The sequence below is a fragment of the Variovorax sp. LjRoot175 genome (assembly GCF_964253805.1).
Lineage (GTDB): Bacteria > Pseudomonadota > Gammaproteobacteria > Burkholderiales > Burkholderiaceae_C > Variovorax.
In genome coordinates this window covers 2,752,630-2,774,610 of record NZ_CAXURY020000001.1, presented here as the reverse complement: position 1 = coordinate 2,774,610, position 21,981 = coordinate 2,752,630, and the positions used below count along the sequence as shown (strand labels likewise).

The window sequence follows — 21,981 nt, the reverse complement described above, 5'->3', positions numbered from 1 at the left end:
TCATGGCCCGGGCTCGGCCGCATTGTTTGTCGGCGCCTTCATGGTGCTTCCCGGCGCACACCAGCGCGCCAGGTCTTCGGTGGCCCGCGGCGCGGCGCAGCCCCAGTCCAGTGGCTGGTCCTGCACGTAGCGCTTGCCCAGCTGCCAGGCGATCTCCGCGCGCGCCAGCTCGACACCCATGTAGAAGGCATGGTCCGCATCGTCTTCCAGCTTGAGCTGCGGCCAGAGTTCGAAGGCGCCCTGCCCCAGGCGCATGCCGTCGCGGTTGTACACGTGCAGGCCGAGGGGCGAGATCTGCACGCGGAAGTTCGGGTCGCGCACCTGCGCGGCGATCTCGCCGATTTCTTCGGGCGTATCGGGAAACGGATGCTTGGCATGCACCGTCATCAGCGCGTCGCTCATGCCCTTGGGCAAGGTGCCGTGCTGAGCCGCCGCATGCATGATGCGGCGCGCCCAGTCGGCCTCGCACACCGCGCGGCGCGCATGCTGACTGACCTGGGTCGTCAGGACAGCGGCAACGTTCAGCTCGGCGGCGATGCCGAACAGCACGGCATTGATGCCGCTCGTGTCGGCCTCGGTGAGCTCGGTCAGGTTGCCGACGCCGAGCATGATCGGCGCGTCGGGAAAACGCGCGCGCAGCCGGTGGTAGCGCACGATCGAGGCGGTTAGCCCGAAGGGTATCGGATCGAGGATCGAATCCGCCAGGAAGGCGCGCCCGCGGCGCTGCATCTGCACCACCGCTTCGTACAGCGACTCCTCGTCGGCCGGAACGCGCGGGATCAGCACCGGCGTCGCGGCGACCTCGTCGGCGATCCACAGGCTGTCCAGCGTGAGGCTCAGCAAATAGTCGGCGCCGGCCTTGCCGCCGCGCAGCAGTTCCTGTGAATCGCTCGAATCGACGCTGACCTGGAAGCCGGCGGCCTTCAGCGCCTGCACGCTCTCGGCCAGATGATCGAAGCGCGTCTCGGGCAGGCAACCGAGGTCGATGACGTTGGCGCCGTCTGCGGCCAGCCGCTGCGCCCGCTCGATGATCTGCGCCACCGACAGCCGCGGCGCATCGACGATCTCGGCGAAGATCGCAACCTGGTACTCGTTCAGGTCGATGTGCTGCGCAGCCCGGTTGAAGTGGCGCGGCAAGTCCTTCAGCTCCTGCGGACCGCGCTCCACCGGAACGCCGTAATGAAGACTCAAGGCCTCGACATCGCCACGGCAGCGGCCTGGCACGATGATGCGATCGGCACGCCGCTTCTCGCCTTCGCCTTCGCTCAACACGGGCGTCGCCACGCGGCGGCGGATCAGGTCGGCCGTCATGAGCGCCGCCACCTGCAGCCCGATCTCTCGCACTTCCCATGTGAACGGGGCCGCCTCGATGCCGGCCAGCACCCGCGTGAGGCTGGCTTGGGCGAGGCGCCCGGTCAGGAAGACGATGTGTTCCATGCGAGAGAGAGTTCCTTCAGTCGTGCATCGAGCACAGCTTCGAGTTCGGCCGGTGAAGAGACCACCCGGCAGAAGTCGATGCCGCGCAGCCGCTCCACGTTGTCCAGTTCGATGCGCCGCGGGCGCAGCGTCACCCAGTCGTGCGGCGACTTGGTGACCACCACCGGTTCCGTATCGCATGCAAACACGATGCCAGGGATGCCGAGCTTGCCGGCCTGGGCGAACATGTTGGTCGGCAGCGTATCGCTGATGCCGAACGCGCACTTGGCCACCGTGTTGCTGGTCGCCGGCGCGACCACGACGGTGTGATAGATGTCGTCGTAGAGCATGCCCACCGGCACGCCGCTGGCCGTCTTGTCGCGGAACACGCGAAAGCGCGGTTTCAGCGTCTCGATGTGCAGCTTGTAGATCGGCAGCACTTCCTCGGCAGCGGCCGAGAGGAACAGGTCCACCGCCGGCAGCCGCGCCGCGAGCGCGAGCGACTCCTCGAGGAAATGACCGGAGCCGGTGATGCACCAGGCCAGGCGCGAACGCGGCGGCACTGCAGGCAGCTGCGGCTCGCCGACTTCGAGAGCCAGGCCGGCGCCGCGCGGGTCGATGGCGACCGCATCGGAGTGCCCCAGATTGGCCATGGCCGATGGATGCGCGGACTCAGTCCGGCGGGGAGATCTCGATGTGGAGCTTGTGGAGTTTTCGGTACAAGGTGTTGCGGCTGACATCGAGCGCCTTGGCGACGTTGCTCACGTTCCAACGATGCTGCTCCAGCATCTGCAACAGTACCTGCCGCTCGTTGGCCTGAATCGGGTTGAGTTTGACCGCGGGCGCAGCGTCGGCAGATGCCGTGTTCGCCTCGGCATCCATCGCCTCGGCGACGGCGGGCAGCGCAGCATGGGCGTGCAGGGACGACGGCGCCTGCCGCGCCGCGAGCGAAGGCAGGTGCTCTCTCGTGATGGTCTTGCCGTCGGCCAGCGCGGCCGCGGTGCGCAGCACGTGGCGCAGCTGCCGCAGGTTGCCGGGCCATGGATGAGCCATCAGCAGGCGCTCGGCCTCTTCGCCCAGCCTGCACGCACTGCCGCCTTCGTCCGCCAGCACGGCCTGGATCAGCTCGCGCTTGTCGCTGCGGTCGCGCAACGGCGGCAGGTCCAGCTCGATGCCGGCCAGCCGGTAATAGAGGTCCTCACGGAATCGGCCTTCGCGCACCAGGCTCGGCAAATGGCGATGGCTCGCGCTCACGAGCTGGAAGTCCACAGGATGGGTTTCCTCGGTGCCGAGCGGCGTCACCTGGCGCTCGTCGAGCACACGCAGCAGGCGGGCCTGCAACTCCAGCGGCATGTCGGCGATCTCGTCGAGAAACAGCGTGCCGCCATCGGCCTGCAGGATCTTGCCGCGTCGTCCGCTGCGCTGCGCGCCGGTGAAGGCGCCGGCCTTGTAGCCGAAGAGCTCGGATTCGATCAAGGTTTCGGGCAGGCTTGCGCAGTTGACGGCGACGAAGGCGCCCTCGGCATGCGGACTGGTCTCGTGGATCGCTCGCGCGAAGACCTCCTTGCCGGAACCTGTCTCGCCGCACAACAGCACCGGGGTGCGGCGCGCCACCACGCGCCGCGCGGTGTCCAGATGGGCCACGAGCCGCGCGTCCTTGAAGGTGCGGATGATCGGCGCGCCACGCCCGGCAGACACTCGCGACGGCACGCGAAAGCCTTCGCCCTGCGCCTCGTCCAGTGCCACGATGCCCATGCCCGCCACACGCGCACGCGCGGGCGTGGCAGCGTCCGACGCCGGCCGGCGCGCCACCGCGAAGAAGCGCAGCGCCGCCTTGGCGCGGTAGGCCACGACCGGGTGGAAGGAGGAGGACAGGCTGCGCTGCAGGATGTCTTCGAGCGAGGTCTGGAACAGGTCATCGATGCGCTGGGAACGAATCTCGTCCATCGATTGCAGGCCGAGCTGGAACAAGGCGCTGCGGTTGGCCGCAAGAATGCGCCCGTCCTCTCCGACCGCGAGCTTGCCCTCGTGCAGCGTGTAGACGAATTCGGGCCGGCTGTGGAAATGCAGCGGATGCGCATTCGAGAAACGCTTGTCGATGAGCCGGTTCTCGATCATGCGCGCCGTCATGCCCAGCAGGACCAGCACATGCTGCTGCATCAGGCTGGAGCGGCTGGTCACGTCGAGCACCGCGATGATCTCGCCGGTCGGATCGAGCACCGGCACCGCCGAACAAGTCAGCTGCGTGAACTGGCTGAAGAAATGCTCTTCCCGCCGCACGGAGATCGGATGCGCGGCCGCGAGGCAGGTGCCCATGCCGTTGGTGCCGGCTTCGGCTTCGCCCCACATGCCGCCGGCATGCAGGCCCATCGGCTCGACCTCGGCAGCGAACTCGGGCGAAGACACCATGTGCACGATCACGCCGTCGGTATCGGTCAGCACCACGGCGGACTCGGGGTCCGCGAGCTGCTGATAGAGCGTGGTCATCTCGTAGCGTGCGCATTCGATCACGTCGGCATGCTGGTTGCGCCGGCTTTGCAAGGCCGCAGACTCAATCACCACCGGTTCGCGCGCGCGCCCTGGGTCGAGCTGGTACTGATTCAGGCAGCGGCTCCACGAGCGCGTGACCAGATCGTTGCCCTCCTCGTGAAATCCTCGTCTCACGACATCGAGCACACGGTCGGCGTGTCGATCACCTTGCCGCGGCATCAATGTCATTGGAGTTCTCCGGCGCGTTCCATCGTGTCTCCTTGGTTGGCTCATTGTTGTGCTTGCCGGCATGCCGCGCACCCGGTGAAACACCGAGCCGGGGCAGCGCCGGAGCAGGTCCGTTCACTGGCCTGCATTTTGCGTTGCTGAATCCCGCATGGGGGGCTCGACTCGCCAGCGGACACACTTTCAAACACATTCGAATTCACCTGGAGACATCACTTGAACACCAGCCTGCGTCCCTCCATCGACCACCCTTCCAATGTCTCCCTGGTCTCCGACACCGCCGATGCGACGGCACCGATGGACCTGATCTTCATCGAGGGCTTCAATGGCGAGACGGTGATCGGCATCCACGAGTCCGAACTGCACAGCCCGCAGCCGCTCCTGATTGACGTGTACGCAGGCGTGCCTCGCGCGCATGCCTGCGACACCGACTGCATCGGCGACACGATCGACTACAGCGTCGTGCGCGAACGCCTGCACAGGCTCCTGGTCGAACACCGGCTGCAACTGCTCGAGGCTTTCGCCGAGGCCATCGCCGACATTCTCATCAACGAATTCCGCGCGAGCTGGGTTCGCGTGAAGGTCGTGAAGCCGCGCAAGTTCGACGACGTGCAATCGGTCGGCGTTCAGATCGAGCGCCACGCGCCGACGTACCGCACGTCGAGATCGGCTCACAGCGCGACGGTGCTGAAGTTTCTCGCCAGCGGCATGGTGCCCGCCAAGCGCTGAGCGCGCCGCGCCTCGCTCCGAGGCGAAAGAAAAGAAGCCGGCCCGATTCACGCGCCGGCTTCTTCTCGTTAGTGCTTGTGGCCTACAGGTGTGCCGCGAACGGATGCGCAGTCGTGCCCTTCTTGTCCACCACTTCGGCGGCTGTGGGCGAGCCCGAAACGGCGCGCTGGATCGCCTCGCGCGTCGCCTGGTAGTTGTAGTCCTGGATCTTCTTGTCGTCGTCGGCGAGCCAATGGATGAATACGCCGACGCACAGGAACAGGTTGTCCGCCTCGGCCATGGGGATGGTGCCATCCTCGACGCTGTCGACCACCGCCAGCGCCACCGCGCGCTGCGCCGGTCCGAACATCTGCACCGCCTGCTTGGCGCCCTTGATGGTCACTTTGTTGAACATCACGGTCGCCGGCTTGGTCAGCAGGTTGGGGGCCACCACAGCGAGCAGCGAGGTAAAGCCATCCTTGTTGTTGGTCAACGCGTGGGCGAAGGCGGTTTCAGCGGCGCTGCCGCGCGGGCCGATGAGCAGGTCGATGTGGGCGACTTCATTGCCCTCGCCGACGAGCGATTCGCCCACCATCAGTCGATCGATTTTTGCCATGGTTTCGGGTCTCCTCTAAGGTGATACGGTCGTTACGACACCGGCCAGGATGACCAGCGCAATGTCATGGGTATCACGATCCGTGCCATCCGTTCGCTGCTTCGCGCGCGGGCGTCGGGCACGAGCCGATCCAGCCCGCAAGCAGCAGCGCCGCCACCGTGAAATCGGCGCTCGTCCCCGGGTTGATGCGTGCGGCCTTCAGTGACAGATCCCAACCGGCGAAGTCGCGCTCGGCATCGAGCACGGCGCCTGCGCGCTCGCGCTCACGCCAGGCCTGCGCCGCCGTCATGACAGTCTGTGCCACGCGCTCGCCGTGATTTCGCACAATGTGTGAATCCGCAAAGCCGCTCAGGCAAGCCAGGTAAAGCCGTTGGACGGAAGCCACAGTGGCGGCATCGGGCGGCGCCTCGCCGTCGACCGGCCCTTCGCCGCAAGTCATGCCGTGGACCGGCGCCTGGAAGGCCAGTGCAAACAGATCCGCAAAGCCGTCGCGGTACTGCCGCGCGATGAGATCGCGCTCCGCAGCCAGCGCCATCGCAGCACGCAGGTCGATGCTCGGATCGTCGTGCACATCCTCCGCCGGGGCGTTTCCCAGGCCGCCGGGGCGCGCCCGCGCAATCGCGCGATAGGCCGCGCGTGCATCATCGATGTCGAGCGCGGCCAGCACGGACTCGACCGCAGCATGCAAGGCCGCACAGGTCGTGGCGCCGGGGTGGCGCTCCATGGCCAGCGCGATCGGCGCGCACAGCAGCAGGATGCCGAGGTTGGTGTTGCATCCGGCGACCGCCCAAGTCGCGGCCACGGCGCGCTCGATGCGCCCGCCCACACATAAGCCGGGTTCGAACAGCGCGCCCGCCGCCGCTTGCGCGCTGGCGATGAACATCGAGGCCTGCATGCCGTGCCCCGGAGAGACGAGGCTGACGTTGCCCGGCTTGCGCACCGCGACGTCGAGCCAGCAGGCCCGCAGGAAGCAGGCCCGGGCCCTTTCGATCGCCCCCTGCTGCGCGCTCATCAGGCGCGGCGCTCCGGAGCCGCGCCCTCCTCCAGGCGGCGGCGCGCCTGCGCCATCTTGCGGTCCAGCAAGTCGTCGACGATGGCCCCGGCGATGTTGAAAGCCGTCACGCGCTGCAGCCCCTGCCAGGCAGCGACGCCATTGACTTCCAGCACCTGGATCGGCGGCCCGCTCGCCGCTGCGATAAGGTCCACGCCCGCGTAGTCCATGTCCAGCGCGAGCGCGGCGCGTTCGGCCAACTGCGCGAGCGGCTGCTCCAGTTCGGCAGGCTCGCAGCGCGCACCCTGGGCCACGTTGTGGACCCAGTGCGCGCTCACGCGCCGCATCGCGGTCAGCGCGCGCCCGCCCACCACCAGCACGCGCCAGTCGAAGCCCGGCGCAGCCACCGGCGGCACGAAGCGCTGCAGATATGCCAAGCCCGCGTAACGTGCGTCGGTGTCGGGCATCGGGTGATGCACGCCGTCGACCTCGCCCACCAGCTGCAGGTCCTTGCCCTGCGAGCCGAACAAGGGCTTGAGCACCAGCGCATGGCCCGCAGCCGTCTCGCGCATCGCAATGCGCCGGGCCTGGGCCGCCGATTCCGTCGCCCAGGTGGCGGGGGCCGGAATGCGCGCGGCATGCAGCAGCAGGCTGGTCATCGACTTGTCCACCGAACGCTCGATCGCGCGGGCATCGTTGTAGACCGGCACGCCCAGCTCGCGCAGCGCGTGCAGCACGCCAAGGCGCTTCGTGACCTGCTCGAAACTGCCGCCGGCAATGCCCCGGACCAGGACCGCGTCGGGCAGTTCGCGCCCGTAGCCGGGAATGACCAGGCCATGCCATGCCGCAGTGGTGTCGATCTGGCAGGCCGCCAGGTCGACGCAGCGCCCTACCGCACCGCGCGTGCGCAGCGCGGCTTGCAGCTGGCGCGTGTGCCAACCGATTTCGTCACTCATGATGACCACGCGAATGGTCATGGACTCACCCCGCGCATGCGATCCATCATTTCAGGCCTCCTGCAGCCACAGGCGCTGCAGCAGCGCCATGTCGGACGCTCCGCCGTGCCAGGTGTTGCCGCTGTCGAGATTGCTGACCCATACCTCGGCCGGGGCGAACAGCGCGCCATCGATCTTGTAGAAGTCGTACGCCACCTCCTTGAAGATCTCCGCGAACGAACGCCCGTAGTCGCGCGAGTTGCGCGAGGGCAGCGCACGGGCCAGCGCGCGGGCCGCGTCGTCGTCGCCGCGCACCGTCAGATGCACGCGGCCGCCGTACAGGATCGCGTCGTTGGTGCGCCCCATGGCCTCGACGCCATCGCTGCTGGGCGACGGCAGCGGAGCGCTGGCGTCGCCATCGACGATGTCCGCCAGCGCATAGCCCAGTTCGTGCGCCTTGTGCAGCGCCACTTCGAGCACGCGCGCCACCACCTGCGTGGTGCCCGCGAGACTGGTGGTGGGCGTGAGGATCAGCGTCAGCGCCTGCGCGGGCAGGTCGCAGTCGCGCAGCAGCTTGTCGACCACGATCTTCGGCGGCGTGCGATCGACTTCCAGCACGAGCACGCCGAAGTCCGCGCGATCGCGGTAGCCCAGCTCGGCGAAGAGTTTTTCCTTGACCGCCAGCGCGCGCGCCGGACCGGAGCCGAGCGAGAAGAACTTCTTGCCGCCGGTCTCCTCCTTGGTCGCCGACAGGCTCCAGCCCGCGTACTGGCTGCCCAGGCACGCCAGTACCGGCTGCGAACTGCGCACGTCGAGCCAGGTCGGCCAGCCTTCGGCGCTGCCGCCGCTGCGCAGGTGCGCATGCCCCAGTCCACCCATGCAGATCTCGCCGATCCGCAGCCCGGCAGCCACGCTGCCGCGCGCCTCGATGCCGGCATCGACGATGTGGACCCCGGTGTCGTCGCGGCGCACATGCAGGCCCAGCGCATCGGCATCGGCCAGCAGGCGTTCGACCAATGGCTGTGCCAACAGGTTGACGCTCAGGCCCGCGGCCGCCGCCGGCGAGGAAGTGTTGCTCATGCCAAGGTCTCCAGTGATTGCAGCAGCCGCTCGCGGCCTTCGTTCAAGCGCGTGCGAACCTGCTGGGCGCTGCTTGCGCTCGCCGTCAGGGTGCACACGGGGTCGTCGATGCCGAAGCGCTGGCCGGCATCGGGGAGGTCGCGGATGCCGGGCCATGCGGCGAGCCGCTGCGCTGCCGGCGCGTCGAGCTGCAGGGCTCGCGGCGCGAACACGATCTCCATGCCTTCGACATCTTGCGCAGGCAAGGGCGTTGCCGGCGGCAACTCCCCGTCCAGGCAGGCGCGCAAGTGCGCCTGCATCAGGCCCGGCGAGCCGGCCGGCCGACGGTAGAGGCTCATGCTCGCCGGCGGCCTCGGATTGACTTCCAGCACGCCGATGGCGTCGCCGTCGCGCATGAAGTCGAGACTGCACAGGCCGCAGAGCTCGAACTCCGCGGTGAGCGCCAGCGCGATGGCCGTGACGCGGCGCGCCATGTCGGCCGCTACGGGGACCGGGCCGACCGCGCCGCAAAAAACAAAAGGCCGCGCGCCGAAACTGCGCACGCTCAGTTCGTTGAAGCCGAGCACATGGACATCGCGTCCATTGGCGATGAAGGTGGCCGACATCGGCAGCCCCGGCATCTCGCGCTGGTAATAGCGGTGCGCGCTGGGCCGCTCGTCCTTCGGCCAGGGCGCGCGGCGAACATGCCAGCCGCCGCAGCCATGTGCATCCTTCATCAACCACCCTGCAGGATTCTCGGGAGGCTCGAAGCTCACCTGCGGATGCGGCATGCGCTCGGCCGCGAGAAAGCCGAAGAACATCACCGGATCGCGCAGGCGGCGCACCGCGGCCGCTGCAGTGCCGATCAACGGCAGTACGGCCGCTCCCTGTTCGAGCAACGCGGGCTCCCCCTCGAAACCGCTGCCCGCCACCCATCCCACGACCGGCCCCCCGCCTTCACGTTCGCGCGCCAGCTCGCGCAATGCGGCCAAGACCCGCACGCCATCGATATGGAGGCTTCCAGGCGCGCCGATCGGCAGCCAGCGCGAGGCCGCGCGCCGCGTGTCGACATCGCCGAACAGGTCGAGCGCGACCACGTCGAAGCCGTCGTGCGCTGCCGCCTCGGCCATGGCACGCGCGGAGATTGCGGCGACTGCGAGCGTGCGCATCGCGCGAGCGCGCCTCACGCCGTCTTGCCGGCCTGCTCGGCCAGGAAGGCGCGGGCAACCGCGAAGGCCTCGGGGAAGCTCAGCACCTGCGCCTTCTCGGCCTCGCACATCTGCACCAGCAAACGATGCTGCGTCTGGTACTTGACGTTGCCCACCGCCAGCGCGCCGATGCCGACGGCCTGCGTGCCGGCCAATGGCTTGGCGTCGTCCATCACACCGACGCCGGCGATGCCTTCGGGCGGCACGGCATTCACGTCGGCCGCGACCTTGAGCCGGGTGGCGGCGCCGAGCGCCTCGATCGACACCACCTGGACGCCGGCCGCCGCGCAGGCCAGCAGCACATCCGCCTCGGCGATGGAACTGCGCACCGCGGCCGGGTCTCCGCCGGACAGGCCGTGCAAGGTCACGCCGAAGCGCCGCCCGGTTTCCTGAGCGGCTTCCTCAGCCGCGTCGATGCCGTTGCGGCTGGACAGAAAGACCTCGGCGCCGGCCTGCGCGGCGATCACGCCGGCCACGCGGCCTACCGGGCCCGTGCCGCCCAGAATCACCACGCGCTGGCCTTCCAGACCTTGGGGCTGGTGGCGCTTCAAAGCGGCCTCGACACAGGCCACCATGGCCGCGGCGGTGGTGTAGGCGCCGCTCGGGTCGGCCATCAGCGAGACGACGAAGGGCTTGACCATCGAGGTCCTCGCGCGCTCGAGCATGTCGGCGGCCAGCTGCGCATCGCGTCCGCCGATGAAGATGCCGGTGCGTGCGACGCCCTTCGGCCCGCGCGAAAAGATGGTGTCCTGCGTCAGTGCAGTGATGCGATCGAGGTCCACCTCGCAGTAGGGCACGATGATCTGATAACCCGCATCCGCCGCCATGTTGATGTCGAAGGGACTCATCTGGCGGCCGGGCGTGAACATGTGGAGGATGCGGGGACGTTCCATGGGAGCTTTCGGTGTGGATGGTTGTCTGCGGCGTGTTCAATCGATGCGCGGGTCCGAGCTGACTTCGCACACCATCGCCGCGTGGTTGCGGCCGGACACGATGCGCAGCTTCAGATGGGCGTCGACCTGACCGGCTGCCTGCGCGGCTTCGACCAGCGCTTCGGCGCGCGCTTGCGAAGGCAGGATGGCGAAACCCGTGGGACCCCACGAGCTTTGACCGATCGCGGCCGACGGCCCGGCCTTCGCATCGCGGCTCGCCTCGGCGATCCACTGCATCAGCCGGCCGACCGCCGGGCTCGTAAAGGCACCGCCCTGCGCCGGCGCGAAGTGCTCGCCGAGCAGCTGCTGCATCCGGCGAATGCCTGCGGCGAACGGCGCGAATTCCGCGCTCGCCGCCCCCGGCAGGATGCGCATCAGGACCTGGTGGCAGATGTCGGCGGCGCTGGCCTGCGGCAAGGGCGGCAAGGCGGCAATGGCCTTCTTTTCCGCGCTGCCCGACAGGCCCCGATGCGAGGGGTCCTGGGCCACGACGATGCGCCACGCCTCGGGGAAGGCAACGCGCGACAGCAGCGGCGCGGGCAGGCCGTCCGTGCCGGGGCCGCCATCGACGAGCAAGCCTCCGGCGTCGAAGCCCGCGATCCCGACGCCCGATCGCAGGCCGCGGCCGAGCCATTGCGCCAGCGTGGCGGTGTTCAGATCCAGGCCATGCCAGTGCGCGAAGGCCCGACCGATGGCGCACGCGAGCTGTGTGCCGGAGCCGAAGCCCGCGTGAGGCGGCAACACCTGCCGCAGCCGCAGGGACAGCGGCGCATGGCGGCCGCTGCGCTGGCGCAGCAACTGCAGGAAGGCGCCGGCGCGATCGAGTTCCGCTTGCGCGGCCGGCGTATCCCCCGTCATGCGGTCCGAGGCCGCCGCTGCCAGCTCGACCTCGGTCGTGAAGCCATCGATCACCAGCCCAAGGCTGCCGAACGCGCGCCCCAGCGAGCCGGCGGGATCGAGAAAGCCCAGATGCAGCCGCCCGGGCGCGTCCACGCACACCGTGCGCACGCTCAGGTGGGGCCTGGAAGCAAGGGCGGTGTCGGGTGGGGTCATGGGCGGTGTCGTGCGACGAAACGAAGGTTGGACCTGCTTGTCAAAGCAAGGGCCGTTCCGCCGGCGCGCCCACAGGGCCACACCGCGCCTTGGCTCGTGGTGCGCGCCGCTGATGTCCCAGGACTGGAACAATGTGTCACACGCTGCGGTAGCAGCGGCGACGAAGCTCCCTTTCAGGCCCGACCTGGTAGTTCATGACCCAACCGCGTCCTGTGCGGCCAGTGCGATGGTTCGCTTGGCAATGTTGACGAGGTGGATCTGACTCGTTCCCTCGTAGAGCCGGAACAGGCGCACATCGCGGTAGAAGCGCTCAGCCACATTGCCGGCCATGTAGCCGCTGCCACCGAAAACCTGCACGGCCCGATCTGCGACACGGCCGCACATCTCGGAGGCGAACAGTTTGCACATGGACGCTTCCATCGTGACGTCGGCGCCGTCGTCTCGCTTGCGTGCGGTCTCGAGCACCAGTGCACGCGCCGCATGCACCTCCGTGTTGCTCTCGGCGATCATCTGCTGCACCAGCTGGAACTCGCCGATCGGCTGCCCGAACTGGTGGCGTGATTGCGCGTGCTTCGCCATTTCCTCGACGAGCCGGATCGCGGGGCCGGTGCACAGGGCGGCCAGGTTGATGCGCTGCTTGTTCAGCGTCTTCATGGCGGTGCGGAAGCCCTGCCCTTCGATGCCGCCGACGATGGCGGAGGCTGCAACCCTGACCCGGTCCAGCACGACCTCGCCCACCGGGGAGCCATGCTGGCCCAGCTTGCGATAGGGCGCCGAAGTCGACAAGCCCGGTGTGCCCCGCTCGACGAGGAATGCGGTGATGCCCTTGGCGCCTTTCGCGTCCGGGTCCGTCCTGGCGAAGACGGTGAACAGGTTGGCGATCGGTGCGTTGGTGATGAAGCATTTCTTCCCGGTGATCAGGAAGCTGTCGCCGTCGCGCACCGCGACCGTCTTCTGTGCCGTCGCGTCGGAGCCGGCTTCCGACTCGGTCAACGCGAAGCAGCCGGTCATCTCGCCGCTGGCCAGCCGCGGCAGGTAGGTCTTCGTCTGCCCGGGCGTCCCGTCGACCACGATGGACTCCGACGCGATGCCGGTGTTGCCGCCGAAGCGCGCCCGGAACGTGGTCGCCACCTGCGAGACCTCGATGTTCACCAGCGACAACTCCTCCGTGCTCAGGCCGGCGCCGCCATAGGCCTCGGGGATGCTGTGGCCGAACAGCCCGATCTCGCGCATGCGCTGCACCAGCGCCTCGGGGATCTCGTCGTTGCGGTCGACCTCCTCCTCGAGGGGCAGGCACTCGGCGCGGACGAACTGCCGAACTTCGGCGAGCAGGGCCGAGAATTTTTCCGGGTTACGGATCACGTGTCTATCCGACGCGGACTTCCCGCAGCAGCGCGTACACCGAATCCCCGGGCGCTGCGCAACCCACCGGCTGTCGCACACCGAACAGGGCCTCATCGGCAAGCGCGAGCTCCGGGCGCTCGCGCTCCTCGATCCAGTCGTACACGACCGTCCTGGCGGCGATCCGCCACTCGCCGTGCCGGCGTTCGAAGCGGTCGACGTAGCGTCCGCACAAGAAGGTCTGCTTGGAGTTCCCGGCAGGAGCCTGCAGCGCAAGAAAATAGCTCTCCACCGCAGCGACACCATCATGCAGCTCGATGGAGACATTGCTCACCTGGTGCACGCGCCGGCCGCCCAGGCGCAGGCGTTGCAAGGCCTGATCGATGAAACCCGTGGCGCTGCCGTTCCAGGCGCCGTGGCAATCCGTGGCGTCCTCCCAGTAGGCGGATCGCAGCGCCGCCTCGTCGGCACGGTCGATGCCGCGGCAGTAGCGATTGAGGCACTCCCGGATCGCCTCGCGATCGAGCAGGGCCTGCAGCTGCGCAGCGGAGCTCATTGCGCCGGGGTGGCCGCGCGCTTGAACAGCTGCACGACGTTGCCTTCGGGGTCGCGCAGCGACATCACCGCACCGTGCGCCCCCATGTCACGGATGCCGAGCACCTGGCCGCCCGCGCCGGCGATGCGTTCCTCGGCACCGGCGAAGTCCTCCACCTCGAACACCATCACGAGCCCGGACCTCGCCGGCGCCGCTTCATCCTTGCACGCCACGGCCACACTGGTGTTGCCCACGCCGTACTGGAACCAGCGGTCCTTGTCCCGGAACTTGAGCTTGAGCCCCAGCGCGGATTCGTAGAAGGAATGCAGTTCGACCGGCCGCTGCGCCACCACGTACACGTTCTGCAGCCGTTTGGGAGCGCTGTCCGTCGCGCTCACAGCGAAGTCTCCGACGCGCCGCCGTCGAGGCGCAGCACATCCGCGCTGATGAACCGGGAGCCGTCCCCGGCCAGGAAGCAGATCGCGTCGGCGATGTCTTCCACCGTGCCGAGCCGGCCGAGCGGCGTGCGCGCGATGCGCTTCGCATCGAGTTCCGCGTTGCGGTGCTTCGCCGTGCCTTCGGTCGGCACCGCACCCGGCGCGACCGCATTGACGCGGATGCCGCGCGCGCCCAGGTCGGCGGCCGCGGCCCGGGTGATCCCGAGCACGCCGGCCTTGAGGCCGCTGTACACCACCGACCGGGCCGGCGACTTGAAGGCAGCGATGGACGCCACATTGATGATGGAGCCGCCGCGCTCCGGGTCCATCGCCTCGGCGGCGGCCTGGATGCCCCAGATCACCGACTTGAAGCCGATGTCGACCATGCGGTCCATCACCTCGGGCGTGATCTCCGCCAGCGGCTGGTAGCGCACCCAGGCGGCGTTGTTGACCATCACGTCGAGCCGCCCTGCGTCACGCGCGAAGCGCAGCACGGCTTCGCGCATGCCGTCGCGGGTGGAGACATCCTGCGCCAGGGGCATCGCCTTGCCGCCCAGCCGATGAATCTCGGCAACGGTTTCTTCGACGAATTCCTGCTTGAGGTCGTTGACGCCGACGGTGGCGCCGAGCCGGGCCATGGTCAGCGCGGTGGCCCGGCCGATGCCGTGGCCGGCGCCGCTGATAAATGCCACGCGGCCTTCGAGAGAGGGATTCATGGATTGCCTTTCGTATCCGGCACCAGCAGCGCATCGAGCGCGAACGCGCCCTGCCCCTGGTCCATCACCACCAATGGATTGATGTCGATCTCCGCGACGACATCGGCGTGCTGCGCAGCGAATTGCGAGAGCGCCGCGACGGCGCGCGCCGCCGCCGCCACGTCCGCCTTTGCCCGGCCGCGCGCGCCGTCGAGCAAGGGGAAGGCCCTGAGCGAGCGCAGCATCTGCGTCGCCTGCTGTTCGGTCACGGGCGCGATCTGCAGAGCCACGTCACGCAGCACCTCGGCAAAGATTCCGCCCAGGCCCACCATCACGACCGGCCCGAAGACCGGGTCCTTCTTGGTCCCGAGGATCAGTTCGATGCCGCCCTGCGCCATCTGCGCCACCAGCACGCCGGCGATCCGGGCTTCTGGCGCCTTCTGCGCGACGCGCGCCAGCAGGCTGTCGTACTCGGTCGCGAGTTGCGCCTCCGAGCGCACGCCGACCACGACGCCGCCGACCTCGGTCTTGTGCGGAATGTCGGGCGAGACGATCTTGAGCACAACCGGAAATCCGATTTCGCGCGCCGCCGTCAGCGCCGCATCCCGGCTGGCTGCCGTGACTTCCTTCAGCACGGGAACGCCCGCCTGCGCGAGCGCCGCCTTGGCGCTCGCCTCGTTGGCGAATGCTTCTTGCGGCAGCGCATCGGTCGAAGACAACGTCGCTGCCGTCGCGGCCTGTTCGCCCCGCGTACCGAGCCGCACCAGCGCCGCCAGGGTCGAGCAGGCCGCGTCGATGGTTTCCACCGTGGGGAAGCCCATCCGGTTCAGTTGCGCGATCGTGTCGCGCGGCGCTTTGCAGCACAGCAGGATGAGCCGCGACGGATGGTCTAGCCGCACCTGCTCCAGCGCGGCGATGTACACGTCGCGCAGCCGCGGCATCTGGAAGGCATAGGCGGACTGCAGGATCACCGCATCGCACACGGGGTCTTCCGCCACCGCGGACAGCACCTGGACCAGCAACTCCGGCCGGCTCGACACCTGCGCGGTCATGTCGACCGGATTGCCGGGCGATGCGTACGGCAGCGCCGAGAGGATGCGCTCCTGCGCGCGCGCGGAAAGCTTCGGCAGATCCAGGCCCTGGGCGCTGGCCGCATCGGCCATCAGCACTCCGAAGCCGCCGGAGGCCGTCACCAGCGCGGCGCGCTTGCCCTTCGGCGCGCGGGCAGTGCCAACCACCGAGACGGCGTGGCCAACGTCCAAGAACTGTTCGATGCTCGGCACCCGGATGGCGCCGCCGTTGCGCAGCACCACGTCGAACACCGCGTCCGAACCGGCCAGCGCGCCGGTGTGCGAGGCAGCCGCTTCGCTGCCGGCGTGGGACACGCCGACCTTCAGCACGATGATCGGCTTGCCGGCCTCGCGCGCCATCGCCAGCGCCCGCACCAGCTTGCCCGCGTTGCGGCAGGTTTCCATGCAGCACAGGATCACCGAGGTGGCCGGGTCGGTGGCCAGCGAGGCGATGCCGTCGGCGATGTCCACGTCGCATTCGTTGCCTGTGGTGAGCAGGCGGCTGATGCCGATGCCGCGATCGACAGCGAGCCGCATCGTGTAGCTGCCGAGGTTGCCGCTCTGCGACACGATGCCGACGTGGCCCGCGGTGGGGAACGCCGACTCGAGCGCCACCGAAAAAGTGGCGATGCTCTTTTCCGCGACGCCAATGGAGCCCAGGCAGTTCGGGCCGACCACGCGCATGCCTGACAACCTGGCCACCTTGCCGATCTCGGCCTGCAGCCGGCTGCCCGCTTCACCCATCTCGGAGAAGCCGGAGGAGAGGATGACCGCCGCGCGCACCCCGCTCCTCGCGCAGTCCTTGATGGCCTCCAGCACGCTCTCGGGGGGAACTGCCATCACGGCCAACTCCGGTGCCTCCGGCAGGTCCGCCACGCTCGCATAGGCCTGAAGCGACTGCACCGTGCCGCCCTTGCGGTTGATCGGATAGATCGCGCCGCGGTAGCCGTACTTCTGCAGGAACTGCAGCGGCCGCCCGCCGATCTTGGTCACGTCCTCCGACGCGCCGAAGATCGCGATCGAACGCGGCTGGAACAGCGCGTCCAGACCCCTTCCCACTTCCACGACTTCCACGACTTCCGCGACTGCAACGACGGCCATGGCTCAGCGCCCCTTGTAGACAGGCTGGCGCTTTTCCAGGAAGGCCTGGCGCGCTTCCTTGGCGTCGTCGGTCTTGGACAGCGCCATGGTGATGTTCTGCTCGAAGCGGTAGCCGTCGCGCTGCGGCATCAGGTCCATCATGTTGGCGGCCTGTTTGGCGTAGGCCAGCGCAAGCGGGCTCTTGGATGCCATCTCCCGCGCGAGGCGCAGGGCCGCGGGCAGCAGCTCGTCCGGCGGCAGCACTTCGTCCAGCACGCCCCGGCGGTACAACTCGGCGGCGGGCACGCGCATGCCGGTGAAGAACATGCGACGCGTGAAGGAGCGGCCGAACATGGTTCGCAGCATCGACACCCCACCGGCCAGTCCCACGTTGATCTCCGGCATCGCGAAGCTCGCGTCCTCGGAGGCCAGGAAGATGTCGCAGGCGGCCATCAGGCCGAAGCCGGCGCCCAACGCCGGACCATTGACGGCGGCGATCACGGGCTTGGCGCACTCGCGGATCGCATTGCCGGTTTCGCGGGTCAAGCGGTTGTGGCCGAGGAAGTCGCCGGGCTTCTCCGGGTCCGGCCGATCCTTCAGGTCGGCGCCGGAGCAGAAATACTTGCCCGTGCCGGTGAGGATGGCCACGCGGATGTCGGCGCGTTCGGAGACCTCGTCGAACACATCGATCAGGCGCTGCCGCGTCGCGCGGTCCAGTGCGTTGACCGGCGGCTTGTTCAGCCGCACGACGGCGATGTACTCGGAAACTTCAAGGCTGACGTTCATAGTGAACTCCTGGAAAGGTTGGTTGCGGCGCGAGCAGCCGCGCCGCATGCGTGAGGCGGTCGCCGTAGCGGAATTCGGAGGCGAGCAGGCGCTGGGCGAGGCGCGTGGCCAGGACCTCCTCGCTCACGCCCATGCCGCCATGCATCTGGATGGCGCTTTCAGCGCAGGTGCGGGCGGTTTCCGCCAGCGCCACCTTCATCAGGCGCAGGGTGCGGCGCAGGTCAGCCGCGTCGCTGTCGTATTCCTGGAAGGCGTGCATCAGCAGGCCCTTGGCGCCGAGGTAGCGCACGTACATGTCGGCCGTGCGGTGCCTGAGCACCTGGAAGGACGACAGCGTCACGCCGAACTGGCGCCGCTCCTTCAGGTGGTTCACGGTCTGCTGGATCAGCGTGGCCAGCGCGGCCACGGTGTCCGTCGCCGTCAGCAGGAGGGCCGCGTTGTCGGCCTGGACCAGCGCGCGCTGAGCCTCGGCGCCGCGCGCGATGCAGGCCAGCGCCGGCTCCGTCAGGTGCTCCAGCCGGAAGTCGGCGCCGCGTCGCCCTTCCATCGTCCGGTAAGTTGTCGTGGGCGCGGGGATGCGCTCCTTGTCGACCAGGAAGATTGCCGCCTCGCCCGTCCCCTGCAGCACCGCGGGCACGAGATAGTGCGTGGCGGCCAGCGACACATCGACGCCCTGGACCACGCCGGTCAGCTCGCAGCCGATGTCCAGCTGCTTCGCCTGCACCGCGATGTCGTCCAGCGATGCGGACAGCGCGGTCAGCGGCGCGATCTTCGCGCTGCCCTCGCACACGGCTTCCAGCCAGCGCGCAGAAGCTTCGGGCGCCGCGCCCAGCAGCAGGATGGGCGCGACGGCACAGGTCTCCACCACCGGCAAGTGCAGCCCGTGCGTGGCGAGGCCTTCGACGATGGAGGCAAGGTCGGCCAGCGTGCCGCCGACGCCGCCGGACTCTTCGGGCACGACCGTACAGGCCCAGCCCATTTCCCGGATCGGGTCGGTCTCGGCGAAGTCCTGTGTCGCGGCGTGGTCCTGCGCGAAGCGGTCGGCCGCATCGAGCAGCATGCCGGGAAACAATGGCGTGAATGACATGGACACTTTTCAGGCTCCCAGCAATTCGTTGGCGACGACGTTGCGCTGCACTTCGGAGGTGCCGCCGGCAATCGTTCTCGCCCTCGTGAACATGTAGTTCTGCACCCAGGTGGCGCCGGGCACGCCCTCGCCGTCATGGGTGAGGAAGCGGTGGGCCGCCTCCGGCCCGACCGCATCGAGCGCGATGGAGGTCAGGCGCTGGGCGACGTCGCTGCACATCAGCTTGATCACCGAAGGCTGCACGCCGAGCGAACGCTGGTTCTTCAGGTCGTCCGTCGCATTGGCCAGGATGACGCGCGCACCCTTGACGTCGGCTTCGGCGAGCAACAACCGGTAGCGCAGGTTGCTGAAATCCCGGCGCCCGACGGCGGCCTTCGCAGCCTCTTCCACCACGCGCGTGACCTGCCGGCGCACCAGTTCCAGCCGCGCGACATTCGCCGGCGGCAGGCGCTCGCGTTCCAGCAGGTACTTGGCGCAGGTCCAGCCCTTGCCGGCTTCGCCGATCAGGTTGGCGGCGGGCACACGCACCTCGTCGAAGAACACCTCGTTCAGATGGTGCCAGCCGTCGATGGTGCGGATCGGGCGCACCGTGATGCCCTTGCTGTCCATCGGCACCAGGATCAGCGAGATGCCGTCCTGCTTCTTCGCCTCCTTCGAGGTGCGCACCAGCACGTAGATCATGTTGGCTTCGTGCGCGTGCGAGGTCCAGATCTTCTGGCCGTTGATCACGTAGTCGGCGCCGTCCAGCCGCGCGCTGGTGCTGAGCGAGGCGAGGTCCGAGCCCGAGCCCGGCTCCGAGTAGCCCTGGCACCACCAGTCGGAGCCGTCCAGGATGCGCGGCAGGAAGCGCGCCTTCTGCTCCTCCGTGCCGAAGCGGATGATGACGGGGCCGATGTGGCCCAGACCGTGGTGGTACAGCGGCGGGCAATCGGCCTCGGCCATCACCTCCTCGAAGATCAGCCGCTGCTTGATGTCCCAGCCGGTGCCGCCGTATTCGCGCGGCCAGCTGGGCGCGCCCCAGCCCTTCTCATGGAGGATCTTCTGCCACCCCATGTACTCGCGCTTGGTGACCTTCTGGCCCGCTGCGACGACGGCGCGGATCTCCGGCGGGCAGGCGCCGCGGGCAAAGTCCTCCAGCTCGCGGCGGAACGCGGCGTAGGCATCCGCCTCGCCATCGGCGATTTCGGTGTTCGACATGTTGTCTCCTGTCCTGTTTTCTATGAGCGGCTGGGCTCGGCGGCCACGTCGCCGCCCGTGCGCAGCTTCGTGATCAGCTCGTCCAGAGCGGCAGCGGCCCCGTCCGCGTCACGCTGCCGAAGGCACAGCACGACCTTGCGCCGAAGCGGAAACAAGTCCGGCCGCAGCCGCACCGGGACCACGTGCGTCAAGCGCTCGCGCAGGATGGTGGTCATCGTCTGCGCCATGAGCATGAGGGCTTCGTTGTGCCCGGCTGCCGCGATGGCAGAGAAGAAGCGACTGGCCGACTCGATGCGTTGCGCGAGCGAGTCCGTGGCCTGATGCCGCTCGATGCCGTCGACGGCGGCCTCGATCGCATCGATCTCGCCTTCGGTGGCCCGTTCGCACGCCAGCCGCAGCAGCGTCCCATACAGCGTGCGATAGGCTTCGTCGAGATCGGCCGAGCCGAGCCGCCCCTGGATCACCAGCGTGCGAAGCGACTCCGCCAGCATCATGTAGGCGCCCTTGTAGAACACCAGCGCCTGGTCGGCGGGGCCTCCGCTCATGTGCTTCACTTCTCCGATGAAGACGTCGTGGTCGCCGGCCTCATGACGGGCGTGGACGCTGCACTCGAAGCTTGCCAGGCAGTCTTCGATGATCGGCATTCCGAGAGGCCCCGAGCGCCAGGCCACGCCCTCGAACTTGTCCGCGATCTTGCTCGAGGCAAAACGACTCGACAGCGCATCCTGGCGCTCGGACAGGATGTTGATGGCGAACGCATCGGCTTCGGCGAACGCCCCCAGCAAGCTGCTTGCCTTGCGCAGACTGAACAGCACCAGCGGCGGCTCCAGCGATACCGAGCTGAAGGAATTGCAGGTCAGGCCTGCGGGCCGTCCGTCGGCGGCACGCGTCGTGATGATCGCCACCCCCGTCGGAAAGCAGCCGAGCAGCTGTCGAAACAGCGTCGGTTCGATGGCATCGCGGTGCAAGGTCGTGCTACTCATGGCGTATGCCTGCGCGCCTCAGGCGGCGGCGGCCTCGGTGGCAGGCTTGGCCACGTGCGGCGGGTCGTTGGCGATCTCGCGCTGCACGGCGGGCATGATGACCTTTGCCCACAGTTCCAGGTGCTTCAGCATCGTCGGGTGGTCGAAGTCACCCATCTGCGTCTGGAAACAGTAGTGCACGGGCTTGATGGCGCGGATCTCGCGCACCACCCGCTCGATCACCGTGTCCACCGAGCCCACGGGCAACAGGGCACGCATTTCGTCCAGGGTCGGCTCGCCTTCCGCCATCGTCTCGGCCACCTGGTAGTCCTCGGCGATCTGCGCCGTGCGGCGCTTCAGGCTGAGTGCCACGCGGCGCTGGTAGCGGGCGCAATCGAGGTAGCGATCCACTTCAGCCTTGTTTTCGCTGGCGTAGGCCGCGCGCAGCACGCCGACCGGCACCTGGGCCGGGTTCTTGCCTTCACCCAGGGCCACCTTGTCGATCAGGGCGCGGGTGGCCTGCAGCTTCTCCACGCCGCCGTCGCCGCCGGAGACGAACACGTGGTGGTCGCCACGCACGGCGCGGGCAAGGAAGGTCGGGTCCACGCTGGTCACCCACAACGGCGGCATCGGCTGCTGCACCGCGCGCTGGCTGATCGCGCTCTCGGGCTGCTGGTAGAACTGGCCGTCGTAGGCGAACTTCGGCTCCTTCAGGCCCAGCTCCAGCATGTCCAGCATCTCCAGCGTGCGCTGCTTGGAGGTCTCCAGCGAAACGCCGAAGCGCTCGAACTCGAAGTGCTGGTAGCCGGAGCCGATGCCCAGGTTCAGGCGGCCGTCGGACAGCTGGTCCACCATCGCGACGTCGGCGATCAGGCGGGCTGGGGTGTACAGCGGTGCGACGACAATGCCGGTGCCCAGGCGAATGTTGCGGGTGACGGCGGCGCAGTGCGCGATCATCGTGAGCGGCGACGAGCACATGCCGTAGTTGCTGAAATGATGTTCTGCGAACCAGGCGCCGCCGAAGCCCAGTTCGTCCGCCAGCCGCGTCTGCTCCACGGCATCGCGCAGGATCTGGTGAGAGGTTTTGTGCTTGTTTCGCTGCTGCATCAGAATGAAGATTCCGAAATCCATGACGAGGCTCCTGGTTGGCTTGGTTGC

General features: G+C 68.4%; 21 protein-coding genes. 1 reads left to right on the top strand and 20 read right to left on the bottom strand.

From position 1 onward, the window contains the following. Genes ACSQ89_RS13870 through ACSQ89_RS13860 form a run of 3 tightly spaced genes read right to left on the bottom strand, consistent with a single transcriptional unit; the run spans position 1 to position 4,134 of the window. Positions 1-1,437, bottom strand: a complete 1,437-nt coding sequence (locus tag ACSQ89_RS13870; protein WP_436290392.1) for a DUF6513 domain-containing protein — start codon at positions 1,435-1,437, stop codon at positions 1-3. Next, entirely contained in the window at positions 1,416-2,069 is a 654-nt protein-coding gene (locus ACSQ89_RS13865) for a flavoprotein (protein ID WP_436290393.1), read from the bottom strand. Before ACSQ89_RS13865 ends, ACSQ89_RS13870 begins: the two co-directional genes overlap by 22 nt. Before the next feature lie 19 nt (positions 2,070-2,088). Continuing rightward, on the bottom strand, positions 2,089-4,134 hold the full coding sequence (locus ACSQ89_RS13860) for a sigma-54-dependent Fis family transcriptional regulator (RefSeq protein ID WP_436296201.1): 2,046 nt from the start codon (positions 4,132-4,134) through the stop codon (positions 2,089-2,091). A 294-nt stretch (positions 4,135-4,428) separates the two neighbouring features. Here ACSQ89_RS13860 and ACSQ89_RS13855 point away from each other — a divergent pair, with 294 nt between their 5' ends. After that, complete coding sequence (locus tag ACSQ89_RS13855; RefSeq protein ID WP_436290549.1) at positions 4,429-4,860, top strand: dihydroneopterin aldolase; 432 nt, start codon at positions 4,429-4,431, stop codon at positions 4,858-4,860. A gap of 82 nt (positions 4,861-4,942) precedes the next feature. On the opposite strand, the gene fae is transcribed toward ACSQ89_RS13855, so the two are convergent. The 17 genes from fae to ACSQ89_RS13770 all read right to left on the bottom strand — a co-directional run bounded on the left by fae (position 4,943) and on the right by ACSQ89_RS13770 (position 21,954). Beyond that, positions 4,943-5,455: a formaldehyde-activating enzyme gene (gene fae / locus ACSQ89_RS13850; protein ID WP_093111692.1), complete on the bottom strand. Its 513-nt coding sequence runs from the start codon at positions 5,453-5,455 to the stop codon at positions 4,943-4,945. Positions 5,456-5,528: 73 nt separating this feature from the next. Next, positions 5,529-6,467 carry a triphosphoribosyl-dephospho-CoA synthase gene (locus tag ACSQ89_RS13845; RefSeq protein WP_436290395.1) on the bottom strand — a complete coding sequence of 313 codons (939 nt, stop codon included), beginning with the start codon at positions 6,465-6,467 and terminating at the stop codon, positions 5,529-5,531. Beyond that, entirely contained in the window at positions 6,467-7,402 is a 936-nt protein-coding gene (locus ACSQ89_RS13840; RefSeq protein WP_436290396.1) for an ATP-grasp domain-containing protein, read from the bottom strand. The genes ACSQ89_RS13845 and ACSQ89_RS13840 overlap by 1 nt, the downstream gene beginning before the upstream one ends. 51 nt (positions 7,403-7,453) lie before the next feature. Beyond that, the gene (mch, locus tag ACSQ89_RS13835; RefSeq protein WP_436290397.1) at positions 7,454-8,461 is read right to left on the bottom strand and encodes a methenyltetrahydromethanopterin cyclohydrolase; all 1,008 of its coding nucleotides are present in this window, start codon (positions 8,459-8,461) and stop codon (positions 7,454-7,456) included. Continuing rightward, positions 8,458-9,609, bottom strand: coding sequence for an ATP-grasp domain-containing protein (locus ACSQ89_RS13830; protein ID WP_436290398.1), 1,152 nt, complete (start codon positions 9,607-9,609; stop codon positions 8,458-8,460). Before ACSQ89_RS13830 ends, mch begins: the two co-directional genes overlap by 4 nt. 14 nt (positions 9,610-9,623) lie before the next feature. Then, complete coding sequence (locus tag ACSQ89_RS13825) at positions 9,624-10,541, bottom strand: NAD(P)-dependent methylenetetrahydromethanopterin dehydrogenase (RefSeq protein ID WP_436290399.1); 918 nt, start codon at positions 10,539-10,541, stop codon at positions 9,624-9,626. A 36-nt stretch (positions 10,542-10,577) separates the two neighbouring features. Next, positions 10,578-11,633: a beta-ribofuranosylaminobenzene 5'-phosphate synthase family protein gene (locus tag ACSQ89_RS13820; RefSeq protein WP_436290550.1), complete on the bottom strand. Its 1,056-nt coding sequence runs from the start codon at positions 11,631-11,633 to the stop codon at positions 10,578-10,580. Between the two features lie 192 nt (positions 11,634-11,825). Next, positions 11,826-12,995 carry an acyl-CoA dehydrogenase family protein gene (locus tag ACSQ89_RS13815; protein WP_436290400.1) on the bottom strand — a complete coding sequence of 390 codons (1,170 nt, stop codon included), beginning with the start codon at positions 12,993-12,995 and terminating at the stop codon, positions 11,826-11,828. A gap of 4 nt (positions 12,996-12,999) precedes the next feature. Beyond that, positions 13,000-13,530 carry a nuclear transport factor 2 family protein gene (locus ACSQ89_RS13810; RefSeq protein ID WP_093111676.1) on the bottom strand — a complete coding sequence of 177 codons (531 nt, stop codon included), beginning with the start codon at positions 13,528-13,530 and terminating at the stop codon, positions 13,000-13,002. Continuing rightward, positions 13,527-13,907 carry a VOC family protein gene (locus ACSQ89_RS13805; RefSeq protein WP_436290401.1) on the bottom strand — a complete coding sequence of 127 codons (381 nt, stop codon included), beginning with the start codon at positions 13,905-13,907 and terminating at the stop codon, positions 13,527-13,529. The genes ACSQ89_RS13810 and ACSQ89_RS13805 overlap by 4 nt, the downstream gene beginning before the upstream one ends. Beyond that, on the bottom strand, positions 13,904-14,662 hold the full coding sequence (locus ACSQ89_RS13800; protein ID WP_093111671.1) for an SDR family NAD(P)-dependent oxidoreductase: 759 nt from the start codon (positions 14,660-14,662) through the stop codon (positions 13,904-13,906). Before ACSQ89_RS13800 ends, ACSQ89_RS13805 begins: the two co-directional genes overlap by 4 nt. After that, complete coding sequence (locus ACSQ89_RS13795) at positions 14,659-16,812, bottom strand: acetate--CoA ligase family protein (RefSeq protein ID WP_436290402.1); 2,154 nt, start codon at positions 16,810-16,812, stop codon at positions 14,659-14,661. The genes ACSQ89_RS13800 and ACSQ89_RS13795 overlap by 4 nt, the downstream gene beginning before the upstream one ends. 3 nt (positions 16,813-16,815) lie before the next feature. After that, positions 16,816-17,577, bottom strand: coding sequence for an enoyl-CoA hydratase/isomerase family protein (locus tag ACSQ89_RS13790; RefSeq protein ID WP_436290403.1), 762 nt, complete (start codon positions 17,575-17,577; stop codon positions 16,816-16,818). Then, complete coding sequence (locus ACSQ89_RS13785) at positions 17,561-18,664, bottom strand: acyl-CoA dehydrogenase family protein (protein ID WP_436290404.1); 1,104 nt, start codon at positions 18,662-18,664, stop codon at positions 17,561-17,563. The genes ACSQ89_RS13790 and ACSQ89_RS13785 overlap by 17 nt, the downstream gene beginning before the upstream one ends. Before the next feature lie 9 nt (positions 18,665-18,673). Beyond that, positions 18,674-19,861 (bottom strand): acyl-CoA dehydrogenase family protein, encoded by a 1,188-nt coding sequence (locus ACSQ89_RS13780; RefSeq protein ID WP_436290405.1) that lies wholly within the window; start codon positions 19,859-19,861, stop codon positions 18,674-18,676. A gap of 20 nt (positions 19,862-19,881) precedes the next feature. Next, complete coding sequence (locus tag ACSQ89_RS13775) at positions 19,882-20,844, bottom strand: flavin reductase (RefSeq protein WP_436290406.1); 963 nt, start codon at positions 20,842-20,844, stop codon at positions 19,882-19,884. A gap of 18 nt (positions 20,845-20,862) precedes the next feature. Then, entirely contained in the window at positions 20,863-21,954 is a 1,092-nt protein-coding gene (locus ACSQ89_RS13770) for an LLM class flavin-dependent oxidoreductase (RefSeq protein WP_093111659.1), read from the bottom strand. Positions 21,955-21,981: the final 27 nt, after the last annotated feature.

What these genes read in the sequence shown, in the direction of transcription:
- ACSQ89_RS13870 (WP_436290392.1), bottom strand. Translation starts at nt 1,437, where the DNA reads ATGGAACACATCGTCTTCCTGACCGGGCGCCTCGCCCAAGCCAGCCTC.
- ACSQ89_RS13865 (WP_436290393.1), bottom strand. Translation starts at nt 2,069, where the DNA reads ATGGCCAATCTGGGGCACTCCGATGCGGTCGCCATCGACCCGCGCGGC.
- ACSQ89_RS13860 (WP_436296201.1), bottom strand. Translation starts at nt 4,134, where the DNA reads ATGACATTGATGCCGCGGCAAGGTGATCGACACGCCGACCGTGTGCTC.
- ACSQ89_RS13855 (WP_436290549.1), top strand. Translation starts at nt 4,429, where the DNA reads ATGGACCTGATCTTCATCGAGGGCTTCAATGGCGAGACGGTGATCGGC.
- fae (WP_093111692.1), bottom strand. Translation starts at nt 5,455, where the DNA reads ATGGCAAAAATCGATCGACTGATGGTGGGCGAATCGCTCGTCGGCGAG.
- ACSQ89_RS13845 (WP_436290395.1), bottom strand. Translation starts at nt 6,467, where the DNA reads ATGAGCGCGCAGCAGGGGGCGATCGAAAGGGCCCGGGCCTGCTTCCTG.
- ACSQ89_RS13840 (WP_436290396.1), bottom strand. Translation starts at nt 7,402, where the DNA reads ATGAGTGACGAAATCGGTTGGCACACGCGCCAGCTGCAAGCCGCGCTG.
- mch (WP_436290397.1), bottom strand. Translation starts at nt 8,461, where the DNA reads ATGAGCAACACTTCCTCGCCGGCGGCGGCCGCGGGCCTGAGCGTCAAC.
- ACSQ89_RS13830 (WP_436290398.1), bottom strand. Translation starts at nt 9,609, where the DNA reads ATGCGCACGCTCGCAGTCGCCGCAATCTCCGCGCGTGCCATGGCCGAG.
- ACSQ89_RS13825 (WP_436290399.1), bottom strand. Translation starts at nt 10,541, where the DNA reads ATGGAACGTCCCCGCATCCTCCACATGTTCACGCCCGGCCGCCAGATG.
- ACSQ89_RS13820 (WP_436290550.1), bottom strand. Translation starts at nt 11,633, where the DNA reads ATGACCCCACCCGACACCGCCCTTGCTTCCAGGCCCCACCTGAGCGTG.
- ACSQ89_RS13810 (WP_093111676.1), bottom strand. Translation starts at nt 13,530, where the DNA reads ATGAGCTCCGCTGCGCAGCTGCAGGCCCTGCTCGATCGCGAGGCGATC.
- ACSQ89_RS13800 (WP_093111671.1), bottom strand. Translation starts at nt 14,662, where the DNA reads ATGAATCCCTCTCTCGAAGGCCGCGTGGCATTTATCAGCGGCGCCGGC.
- ACSQ89_RS13795 (WP_436290402.1), bottom strand. Translation starts at nt 16,812, where the DNA reads ATGGCCGTCGTTGCAGTCGCGGAAGTCGTGGAAGTCGTGGAAGTGGGA.
- ACSQ89_RS13790 (WP_436290403.1), bottom strand. Translation starts at nt 17,577, where the DNA reads ATGAACGTCAGCCTTGAAGTTTCCGAGTACATCGCCGTCGTGCGGCTG.
- ACSQ89_RS13785 (WP_436290404.1), bottom strand. Translation starts at nt 18,664, where the DNA reads ATGTCATTCACGCCATTGTTTCCCGGCATGCTGCTCGATGCGGCCGAC.
- ACSQ89_RS13780 (WP_436290405.1), bottom strand. Translation starts at nt 19,861, where the DNA reads ATGTCGAACACCGAAATCGCCGATGGCGAGGCGGATGCCTACGCCGCG.
- ACSQ89_RS13775 (WP_436290406.1), bottom strand. Translation starts at nt 20,844, where the DNA reads ATGAGTAGCACGACCTTGCACCGCGATGCCATCGAACCGACGCTGTTT.
- ACSQ89_RS13770 (WP_093111659.1), bottom strand. Translation starts at nt 21,954, where the DNA reads ATGGATTTCGGAATCTTCATTCTGATGCAGCAGCGAAACAAGCACAAA.